The following is an 11,747-nucleotide window of genomic DNA, read 5'->3' as shown; positions in this document are numbered from 1 at the left end:
CTTACCCCTGAAACAGAGACATAAAATCGTTTAATCTGCGTTGGGAAATCGGTATCGTATCGCCGTTTGACAGGATGAGCGTTCCGCTTCTTCCTTTTTCCAATTGTACCACGTGTTTACTGTTGACCAGGAATGAATGATGGCAACGGATAAAACCTGATTGTGCGAGCAGCTGTTCATAGTGACCAAGGCTCTTCGACGACAGATAATGCTCCTGTTTCGTGATGATGTGTGCATAAGCTCCATCAGACTTCAGGTAAAGAATGTGGGAAATATTGACCGGAACCTGCATGTTTTTATGTGGAACAAAGATGGTGGGAATGATTTTTTTTCGTTTGATGCGTTCCAGCACGAGATCCATTCCTTTTTTAAATTCCCGGTCGTGAATCGGCTTTAGCAGATAGTAGGAAGCATTGTTGTTGAGTGCTTCCATCGCATATTCTTTATGCGCTGTAATGAAAATTGTTTCAAAATCCGGTTCCTTGAATGATTCAACGATTTCAATTCCTGTCCCGCCTTTTATCTGGACATCCAGGAACAGCAAATCTACTTCCTTGCTGCGAATGTGATCAAAGGCATCCTGTTTATTATCGTAAACCCCTTCGATGCTGCATTCCGGATAAAAGGTCGCCAGTTTCTTTGCAAGGATTGTTTGTCCTGCAATTTCATCTTCAACAATCAGGCACTTTATCATAAATGGGAATGTTTAATAAAATGAATGTTCCTTGTTCTTCGTCTTCTCCCGGATCGGTAATTTCCAGTTGAATGTGAAGCAGGTATTTTTGTTCCATTACCCGGATTTTTTCCCGAATTAATGCAATTCCTCTGGAAGAATGTCCGGAGCGCTTCGCATTGATGCGCTCCGACTCTTTTCTTCCGATACCATTGTCTTTGATCCGGATATCAACTGTCTGTCCGTTTTGGTAAATGTCCAGTGTCAGTTTTCCGGGATGCTTACTATGTGCCAATCCATGAATAATGGCGTTTTCAACGAATGGCTGAATCAACATGGATGGGATAACAGCGGTTGCTAATTTCTCAGGATAGGTAATGAAGTAATCAAATTGCCCGTTGTACCGTTTTTGCTGAATGGATAAATACAGGTCAATCATTTCCATCTCTTCCCCGATGGTAATGAATGAACTATCGTTTTTTTCCAGGTAACTGCGGAGTAAGAGGGAAAAATCCTGTAATAGTTCTTCTGCAGCGGTATAGTTTTCAATGGTCAGCAGGTACACAATATTGTTGAGCGTATTGAACATGAAATGTGGATTCATTTTTGAATGGATGGCATTCAGCTTGAGTTCCAGAAGGGTATTGTTGATCCTGTTTTTTTCCGCCTCTTTTTTTATTTTTTGCCGGACGAACAGAACAATGATGCCAATAACCAACAATACCAGCAAAATTTGAAATACAGTAGTTTCGTAGAAATGCGGGCGGATAGTAAAGTGATACGACAGCAGATGAGGGGAGGCATCGTTGAAACAATCGATGGCCCTGACGCTGAAGGTGTAATCCCCAGGGGGAAGCATTTTTAATGTCACACTTCCGGTTTTCTGGGGTTTGTTCCATTTATCAGGGAGGCCTTCCCCTGTTAATTTATACTGATAGTAGACATTGTATTGCTCGGTGAAAACAGGTGTATAAAACTCAAAAAGAATGGTGTGCGTAGAACGTTTAAATACAGTGGAACCGGGTGTAATTGTATCGTTGATGAGGACGGAGCGCAAATGAGTGATGAGCTTTTTACGTGGGAGTTGCTGATCGGTGTCGAGCTCCACCAATCCATAGATTGATGGAAAGTAGAACTTACTACCGATGCACGTATAATTGTTTTGAAACCCTCCGTTAAACTCGGTATTGATCATACCGGTTTCCCGCCCGTAATAGGCTGGAATCAGGTAGGAAATATTCCCGTTGCAGAAATCACGTAATTTTGTTTCATTGACAGACCAAATCCCGTTGTTGGATGACATATACAGTTGCCCGTCAGTAGTTCGTGCCAATGTGAACACATCCTGACTGAGCAGGCAATTGGGTTTGCTGTTGACGGATTCCAGTTGCCGGTTGTAATAACGGTAAAGCCCTCCTCCGTATGTCCCTATCCAGAGCATTCCGTAAGAATCTTCATAAAACGAACGAACTTCTTTGCAGGCCATTCCCTCCCGCTCACCGAGGTGACGGATGATGGTTCCGGTCTCACTCAGAATATAGAACCCGTTGTTACTTCCGAAGCACAGATTTCCATTGCTAAGCTCATAAATAGAAATAACGGCTTGTTTTGGAATGGAATTGCGTTGCCATTGACCGGAAGGCACTTTAAAAACAAGACCTTCTGTCGTCCCGACCCAGATCACCCCCCTGGAATCCATATAAGTACATTGGACATGGGGAGACGGCAGGACTTCCGAAGGAATGGAATCAACAGGGATCCCGTTTTGCAGGATGGTCAATCCTTTTGTCCATGTGCCGACATACAACTTTTGATGGATGTATGCCAGGGAAAGAACATTCCGGTCGACGAAGGAATAAGCTGACTGAATACCATTGCTGATCCGGAGAATATGTCCTTTTGATGCAGCAGAATAAAGGGCACCGGTTTCATCCTGAACAACGGAAGAAAACGACTGAGACCCGCCTATCTGGTCCCGGATGAAATAGGTATTCACCTTTTTGGGAATAAGGATCATTAATCCGTTGTTTTCTGTCCCTACAAAAACACAATTTTCATCCGCGTAATAATGGAGTCCGTAAAGGGAGGAGGATACCAGCCCGTCCCGGACATCGTACAAGGAAGCAACTCCGTTTTTTACATGGTACAAACCCGCTGAAGAAGTAATGAGCAACTCGTCGGCAGCTATACATTCAATGTCCCGGAATGCCTGTTTGCGGGATGTGGGAGGATTATACAATTTAATCTGCCGGATTCCTTTTGCATCGATGCAGAACAAATCCTGATCGATCGCATAAATGGTATTGGTAGCCGGATTTTTACCCAATACCTCAAACTGCCCGTCCAGGAGAAGACGAGTAGTTCCCGTATGCAGATCAATCTGATAAAGGTGCTGGCTGGTACTGACATAGTAGTGGTTTTCATGCAACAGAATTGCAATAGGGTACAGAATGCCTGTTTTTATTGTCCGGTAGGTTGTTTTTATATCATGGCTGGAGGTAATAATGGTTCCGTCGGGTTGCATTCCGGTCACCGATTCATCGTCAAACGCGATACAGCTGTAGGTTGCTAATTGTTTAATTTCGGGATGAATCAGGTTGTAGTTACCTCCTTGTGTCCATCCATACAATTGTTGCGTGTTCGTATCAAAGAATAACTTATACTGCATATGCATTTTCTTCTCCCTGCTGATGGCGGAAGAAAGAGAAGAGAATGTCCCGTTAAACAAACTGATGCCATTGGCCGTTGAAGCAATGATTCCCTGGTCGCTTTCCACAATGTCCAGTACCTGATTTTGAGGTAATCCGTGTTCGGCATTGTAATGAGTAACGGCATAAGGGAACTTGCTCTCCTGACCGAAGTAATCATACTTTTGGGAAAGCGAACGGTTCACAATAACAAGTAGAAATGTGAGAATGATAAAACAGGTGAACTTAGGTCTCATCAAACGTAAAATTCATGAAACAAAAGTATTAAAAACCAATGAATGATGATTTAAAAATGAAGAAAGAACTCACTTATCGGTTAAAATCACTCACTTATAAAGTTTTGATGCAGTTGTCTTCCCGAAACTACCTAATTTTGCACACACGTTTCCTGATTGACACACTAACTAGTATATGAAAAGACACACTTGCCTTGAACCGTTTTCAACCATTTTGCTGACGGTTCAAGGCATTTTTATGATACTACTAACCACTGCAACAACAGCTGCTCAAAACAATAAGGCGACAAACAAATTTGACAGCATTTATTTTGAGACAGCGGTTCATATTTCGGCCACAGATATCAACCGTGCTATTGCAATTGCAGATTCGTTACACACCCATTCTGAGTCAGAACTTCATCAACTCAAAGCATTAATGTTGTCGTCTACCTTGTTTCAGCAGAAAGGTGAGATGAAAAAATCAATCCACTATGCGACAATGGCTGATCAACTTGCTGTGAAAAACAATTTCTATGATTGGGAAGCCCGGATTGCCGGTTTTTTATCAACACAATACCGGATATTGGGATTGTATGAGCAGGGAGAGGTATACCTGGAGAAAGGAAAAAATGTCAGTAAATTAATTGAAAATGAAGAGATAAAAATCCTGTACCTGGGATTGATTTTCCAGGAAACCGCTTATTATGCAATGGAGTACGGTAATTACCAACGGGCACACAAAGCAGTCAAGACGGCGGAAGGTTATTTTATGCGTTTGACAGATGAGGTGAATAAAAATTACTTTCTGGCAACGAACGAAGAATTGCTCGGACGAACATGCATCGGTTTGAAAGAATGGGATGAGGCATTGCAGCATTACAATGAAGCCATCAAACGAATGGGGAAAATTACCCAGCAGGACGCCATGCTCAATGGATTTGTTCATAGTGGACTCGGAAGGGTTTATTTCGAAAAGAACGAACCTCTGTTGGCAATTGATCACCTGAAAAAATCAGAACAGATTGTACAACTGTCTGATCATTTAGAGTTAAAGATTGAAGTCTACAAAACGCTTTCGGAATACTATAAGTCGGAAGATGACTACAAAAATTACTCGGTTTACCACGATAAGTACATAGATGCATTCCAGGCCAATGAAAAAAAGAAAAAGCAATCGATTGATAATTTTGTCAATACCATTCAGCAGCGCGATAAATCATTGTCGTTCAACTACCGGATTTTAATCATTGTCGCTATTTTTTTGGTGCTGATTATTATTGCAACGATTCTATGGCATCGCAGAAGTAAACAGCGCGATTTTGAACGGTTCAAGCTGATCATGAGGAAACTGAAGGAGCAGAACCGGGGAGGAAATACAACTGAGATCGAATCGGGAGAACCGGTACTGAAAGATAAAAAGCGACTGATTTCAGAAGCCGTTGAATCGAAACTCCTAAGTGACCTGGACGAATTTGAAAAAACAGGCAGGTATACGGATAACCAGATTTCACTACCGATGCTTGCCGGTATTCTGAATACCAACACAAAGTATCTTTCTTATGTATTGAAAACACATAAAAACAAAGATTTCAATGCCTACATCAATGAATTACGAATCCGGTACATCATTGAAAAAATAGAAAAAAACGACGTCTTCAAAAATTATAAGATCAGTTACCTGGCAGAGGAAGCCGGGTTTTCTTCACACAGTAAATTTTCTGCTATTTTTAAGTCCGTCACAGGATTTTCTCCGTCTACATTTTTAGACTACCTTGAAAAAAGCACTTCCTTATCAAAACAATCGTAATTGATTGAAATTTAAAGCGTTTTATTTTCGTGTAGGTTGTCCGAATTCCTGAATCCGGACATCCTTTCGCTTTCTAAAGCATTGCTACGGACCTACTTTTGTCCCGATTTTAAAACGTTATTATATGAAAAAAATGCTAACCATGATCGGACTCTCGTGTTGGTGCCTACTTGCACATGGAGGGCCTTCGCACATACTGTGCGGTGATGATGTCAGTGTCATCCAGGATCATTTTCAAATCAGTTTCGGAGATACCATAACGGCAGGAATTTCAACAGAACTTCCGCTTTCAGTTTCGTGGAGTGTATCCCCTCAGAAAGGAATGAATAAGGTCTCCGGCTCGGGGAAAACAACCGGTGACCTGATTTTTTCTCAACCGGGAACATACCAGGTCACATTTAACATTCCCGCACATGGAGACCATCCTGCAAAAACGGAAACAGTTACCGTAGAGGTAGGAAGTGTAAAGATGACATTTGATGTCAGGAACATTGAGTTCTCAAAACCACTGACTACGGGCGATGCTTCCGGGATTGTCCTGACGGTACCTGTGACGGTTAAAACGTATGAAGGAAAAACAGTTGACTATACTTCCAATGAAATCAGGACAACAGGAGTTGCTCATCTTTCATCCCGGTTAAAAGACGGGCAGGTAACACTGAAAAACGGAGAGAATAAGCTGACCTTTGAATTATCGGGAGCGATTCCACAACAGGGAAATGTGCAGTTTCGTGTGTATGATGCAGACGGACGACCGACATTCTTCAACCATCTAATAACAAACGAATGATGACACATCAATTACTTTTCAAAAAAGCGTATGTATTCCTGTTGATAACCGTTTCTTTCTTTTTAGGAATGGCGAAGGATGCAGCTGCTCAGAGCTCCGGTTGCAACCCCTTGCAGGCATACGACCAGATTCAATCAGGATTTCATACCACCATTGCAACCCGTCCGGACGGTTCATTTCTGATCTGGGGTGCCGGTGCATGGGCAGACGGAAACGGGACAAGCACGAACCGGCATCTGACACCTGTTGTCATTGCACCCAATCCTTCTGCTCCACATGAACACTATAACTATACAGGATCACCGTTGTTTGCCACACTGGCAACCAGTTCGTCCAATGCAACACAAGGGTTTGTATTGTCGACAACAGGTTTGTATGCATGGGGATCCACCAACATAGCAGTAGGAACAGGATTGTACAATACAACCGGTTTCCAGCAAATTCTAATGCCTGTTGGAGTCACTCCTTCAGATGTTAAGAACATGATTGCTTCGTTCGGGTCACTCATGTTATTGACCAATTCGGGAGAGGTATATGTCAGCGGACGTAATACAAGCATTCACGGAATCGGAGGAACATCTCCGGGAGCTGGAGATAACTATTGGTCGAGGGTGACAAGAAACATTACAGGAAACCCACCTCTTACGGGAGTCATCGATATGCGGGTGAGCCCCACAGGTGCTTTTGCTGTAACGTCTACCGGACAATGGTATACCTGGGGACCGAGATGTTACCTGGGAGACGGATCAGCTGTGGCAACATATGACCGTGCTACACCTATGACGACACCGTTTACAGGAACACCAGTGATGATTGCCATTACGAGTGATTATACCAATGCGACATGGGACAATGCTGCTAACAGAACCAGTTATTATGCCATTAACCCGGCAGACAATAAAGTATATGCGATGGGAGGAAATGCCAGTGGTCAGTTGGGACAAGGAAATACAGCGCATTCACTGGGGTGGTTGCCCGTACGGAATGCTACAAATACAGCAGATCTGACCAATGTTATTTTTGTATCCGGAAACGATCAGGATGGCTGGACGACTGCAAGTGCGGCCGTTTCTGTGATCCTTGCCAACGGAGAATTGTGGTCATGGGGAAACAATAACAACCAGATGATCGGTGTACCAGGAGGTACTGGAACACACAGTTTACCACAGGTTCCTAACGGATTTACATTGGGAACGGATATCGCCACGTATGTGGAAGTCGGAGGACATACCACTGCATGTATGAAATTATGTGCAGAGCGCTATTGTTATGTAGGACATAAAATTGACGGTTCAATGGGAGATAACGTTGCTACAACAAGTACCGTTTCTACATTCGATTGCGCCAATACACCACTTGGATTGATTTGTGGTTCCAGCACGTATGATGCCGGTGATGTACCACTTTCCTATGAAAATGGAAATCCGGCAACGCATTATTATATGTGTGGAGATGAATTATACCTGGGAACAATCGCGCCGGATCCGGACAACGGACTGAACAATAATGTTTCCTGGGGAGCGGACAATACAGGAACAAACGGAGATGGAGCAGATGAAGACGGATTAGCGACTCCTTTGTCACATACAACTGCCAACCCGGATTTTTCCACAACATTGACATACGTTAATAATTCAGGCTCTAATGCTACGGTTTATGCATGGGTAGATTGGAACGGAGACGGCATCTTCAGTCCGGATGAAGCTGTTGAAACAACTGTACCTTCAGCAGCAGGACCCCAAACCGTAAATCTTCAGTGGAACGGAGTCACTACGTCGTGTGGAATTAAATATGTACGTGTCAGAATAACAACTGAAACGCTAACCGATAATATCTCTACATCAATCGATGAACGAAGCTATGGATCTGTGATTCATGGTGAAGTAGAAGATTTTTATCTGGATGTAGACATTTTATCAGACCCATTGGGTGATTGTGACGGAGATGGAGTGACCAATCAGGATGAAATGACTGATGGAACCAATCCGGGAGATCCGTGTAACTTTAATCTGGCAAGTCAATCTGTGGCTCAGGAAGCGGCATGGAATGATAACGATTGTGATGGTGACGGAGTAACAAATGGAGATGAAATCACAGACGGAACAGATCCGTTGAATCCATGTGAATTGTTGACCGGAAGTGTGACGCAACCGACAGGATCAATCTGGAACAATGCAGATTGTGATGGAGATGGTGTCATCAACGGACAGGAAGTAACTGATGGAACAAATCCGACAGATCCATGTGATTTTGTATTGGCAAGTCAGAGCTCACCACCAACAATAGCATGGAACAATACAGACTGTGACGGAGATGGTGTGACAAACAGCCAGGAAGTGGTTGATGGAACAAATCCATTGAATCCATGCGAATACCAGGTTGCACACATTACATTGCCACATACTTCTAACTGTCCGCCAGTAGCCAATGATGATACAGCGACAACAGACGAAGATACGCCTGTTGTGATTGATGCTCCGGCAAATGATACAGATATGGAAGGCAACCTGGATGAAACGAGCGTAACAGTTGTAACCCCTCCGACAAACGGAACAGCAACAGTTGATCCTGTTACCGGAGAAATCACCTATACACCCAATCCGAATTTCAATGGAATCGATACATTGGTGTACTCAATTTGTGATACGGGTATGCCGGTGTTGTGTGATACAGCAGTTGTTGTAATTACCGTGAACCCTGTAAATGATGCGCCTGTTGCCAATGACGACACAGCAACAACGGATGAAGATACACCTGTTGTGATTGATGTTCCGTCAAATGATACAGATGCAGACGGGAACCTGGATGAAACGAGCGTAACAGTTGTGACCCCTCCGACAAACGGAACAGTAATAGTTGATCCGGTTACCGGAGAAATTACGTACACACCCAATCCGAATTTCAACGGAAATGATACATTAGTTTATTCGATTTGTGATACAGGTATGCCAGTGTTGTGTGATACCGCTGTAGTAGTAATTACCGTAAACCTGGTAAATGATGCGCCGATAGCAAATGATGACACAGCGACAACAGACGAAGATACGCCTGTTGTGATTGATGTTCCTTCGAATGATACGGATGTCGACGGGAACCTGGATGTAACAAGTGTAACAGTTGTAACGCCACCAACGAACGGAACGGCTACAGTTGATCCGGTTACCGGAGAAATTACGTACGCACCCAATCCGAATTTCAACGGAAATGATACATTAGTTTATTCGATTTGTGATACGGGTATGCCGGTGTTGTGTGATACTGCTATAGTGGTAATTACCGTGATCCCTGTAAATGATGCTCCTGTCGCCGATGACGATACGGCAACGACAGACGAAAATACCCCTGTTGTGATTGATGTTCCGTCAAATGACACGGATGCAGACGGGAACCTGGATGTAACAAGTGTAACAGTTGTAACGCCACCAACGAACGGAACGGCAACGGTTGATCCAGTTACGGGAGAAATTACGTATACACCGAATCCTGACTTTCATGGGACGGATACATTGGTGTACTCAATTTGTGATACGGGTATGCCGGTGCTATGTGATACGGCAGTTGTTGTAATTACTGTAAATTCTGTAAACGACGCGCCTGTTGCCAATGACGACACAGCAACAACAGACGAAGATACACCTGTTGTGATTGATGTTCCTTCGAATGATACGGATGTAGATGGGAACCTGGATGTAACAAGTGTAACAGTTGTAACGCCACCAGCGAACGGAACGGCTACAGTTGATCCGGTTACCGGAGAAATTACGTATACACCGAATCCTGACTTTCATGGGACGGATACATTGGTGTACTCAATTTGTGATACGGGTATGCCGGTGCTATGTGATACGGCAGTTGTTGTAATTACTGTAAATTCTGTAAATGATGCGCCTGCTGCAAATGATGACACAGCGACAACAGACGAAGATACACCTGTTGTGATTGATGTTCCTTCGAATGATACGGATGTAGACGGGAACCTGGATGAAACGAGCGTAACAGTTGTAACCCCTCCGACAAACGGAACAGCAACAGTTGATCCGGTTACGGGAGAAATTACGTATACACCGAATCCTGACTTTCATGGGACGGATACATTGGTGTACTCAATTTGTGATACGGGTACGCCGGTGCTATGTGATACAGCTGTTGTAGTGATTACAGTAAACCCTGTAAATGATGCTCCGGTAGCGAATGACGATACAGCCACGACAGATGAAGATACGCCTGTTGTGATTGATGTTCCGTCGAATGATACAGATGCAGATGGGAACCTGGATGAAGCGAGCGTAACAGTTGTAACCCCTCCGACAAACGGAACGGCGATAGTTAATCCGGTTACCGGAGAAATTACGTACACACCAAACCCCGGATTCAGTGGAACCGATACATTGATCTATTCAATCTGTGATACGGGTATGCCGGTATTATGTGACACAGCAGTTGTTGTAATTACAGTGGTACCATGTTTATCCGATCCGATGAAAGATTGTGACGGAGATGGTGTGACCAACGGAGATGAGTTGACAGACGGTACTGATCCGAGCGACCCATGCGATTACAATGCGGCGAATCAGCAAACACCTGGTGCTGTATGGAATGTACTGGATTGTGATGAAGACGGTGTAACCAATGGTGATGAATTAACAGACGGCACGAATCCAAATGATCCGTGTGATTACAATACATCAAGTGTTATTCTTTCTCAGGGTGCTATTTGGAACAATGCAGACTGTGACGGGGATGGAGTAACGAATGGAGATGAGTTGACAGACGGTACTGATCCGAACGATCCGTGTGATTACAACACGGCAAGTCAAACAACTCCGGGCGCAGATTGGAACACATTGGATTGTGATGGAGATGGTGTAATCAATGGTGATGAGGTAGCAGATGGTACCAATCCGAATGATCCATGCGATTACAGTGCAGGAAGTGTTACACTTACACAAGGAGGTGCATGGAACAGTTCAGATTGTGATAATGATGGACTTACCAATGAAGAAGAAGTAGAGGCGGGAACAGATCCGTTGACTCCGGATACAGACGGAGATGGTGTGACAGACAGCGATGAATTGACAGATGGAACTAATCCAAACGACCCATGTAATTTTGTACTGACAAGTCAAACAGTTACTCCGGGAACAACTTGGATGAATGCCGACTGTGACGGAGACGGAATTACCAATGGCGATGAATTGGCCGGAGGCTCTGATCCGCTTGATCCATGTGATCCGAATCCATGCGGAATCAATATCCCGAATGCATTTACACCGGATGGTGATGGTATCAACGATGTATGGGTCATCAACGGAATTGAAGCATACCCGGATAATCAGTTAACGGTTTACAACCGTTGGGGGAATGTCGTGTATACTGCCGACGGATACCTCAATACCTGGGATGGTTCATCCAACAGTAATCTGAACATCGGAGGAGGAGAACTTCCGACGGGAACTTATTACTACGTGATTGACACCAAAGACAGTAACGTAGGAGTATTGAAAGGATATGTATATATCCAGCGATAAGAATAGAAATTTTTCACATTGAA

5 protein-coding genes are annotated in these 11,747 nt (G+C 43.8%); 3 read left to right on the top strand and 2 right to left on the bottom strand.

The window, feature by feature from the left end; genetic code table 11:
* Position 1: 1 nt before the first annotated feature.
* Positions 2-694 carry a LytR/AlgR family response regulator transcription factor gene (locus H9Y05_RS09645; RefSeq protein ID WP_163491505.1) on the bottom strand — a complete coding sequence of 231 codons (693 nt, stop codon included), beginning with the start codon at positions 692-694 and terminating at the stop codon, positions 2-4.
* Complete coding sequence (locus tag H9Y05_RS09640; protein WP_216714158.1) at positions 672-3,617, bottom strand: sensor histidine kinase; 2,946 nt, start codon at positions 3,615-3,617, stop codon at positions 672-674. The genes H9Y05_RS09645 and H9Y05_RS09640 overlap by 23 nt, the downstream gene beginning before the upstream one ends.
* Positions 3,618-3,855: 238 nt before the next feature.
* Between H9Y05_RS09640 and H9Y05_RS09635 the strand changes: the two genes are divergently transcribed.
* The 3 genes from H9Y05_RS09635 to H9Y05_RS09625 all read left to right on the top strand — a co-directional run bounded on the left by H9Y05_RS09635 (position 3,856) and on the right by H9Y05_RS09625 (position 11,724).
* Positions 3,856-5,406 (top strand): helix-turn-helix domain-containing protein, encoded by a 1,551-nt coding sequence (locus tag H9Y05_RS09635; protein ID WP_216714157.1) that lies wholly within the window; start codon positions 3,856-3,858, stop codon positions 5,404-5,406.
* A gap of 124 nt (positions 5,407-5,530) precedes the next feature.
* Positions 5,531-6,196 (top strand): hypothetical protein, encoded by a 666-nt coding sequence (locus H9Y05_RS09630; RefSeq protein ID WP_216714156.1) that lies wholly within the window; start codon positions 5,531-5,533, stop codon positions 6,194-6,196.
* Entirely contained in the window at positions 6,193-11,724 is a 5,532-nt protein-coding gene (locus tag H9Y05_RS09625) for a tandem-95 repeat protein (protein WP_216714155.1), read from the top strand. The genes H9Y05_RS09630 and H9Y05_RS09625 overlap by 4 nt, the downstream gene beginning before the upstream one ends.
* Positions 11,725-11,747 lie beyond the last annotated feature (23 nt).

Source organism: Taishania pollutisoli, from assembly GCF_014518315.1.
Taxonomy (GTDB): domain Bacteria; phylum Bacteroidota; class Bacteroidia; order Flavobacteriales_D; family Crocinitomicaceae; genus Taishania; species Taishania pollutisoli.
Note: the sequence above shows the minus strand (reverse complement) of the source record. Positions and strands in the feature narration are given on the sequence as shown.

Bases quoted from the DNA above. Each gene is read 5' to 3' on its own strand.
- H9Y05_RS09630 (WP_216714156.1), top strand. From the start codon at position 5,531: ATGAAAAAAATGCTAACCATGATCGGACTCTCGTGTTGGTGCCTACTT.
- H9Y05_RS09625 (WP_216714155.1), top strand. From the start codon at position 6,193: ATGATGACACATCAATTACTTTTCAAAAAAGCGTATGTATTCCTGTTG.
- H9Y05_RS09635 (WP_216714157.1), top strand. From the start codon at position 3,856: ATGATACTACTAACCACTGCAACAACAGCTGCTCAAAACAATAAGGCG.
- H9Y05_RS09640 (WP_216714158.1), bottom strand. From the start codon at position 3,617: ATGAGACCTAAGTTCACCTGTTTTATCATTCTCACATTTCTACTTGTT.
- H9Y05_RS09645 (WP_163491505.1), bottom strand. From the start codon at position 694: ATGATAAAGTGCCTGATTGTTGAAGATGAAATTGCAGGACAAACAATC.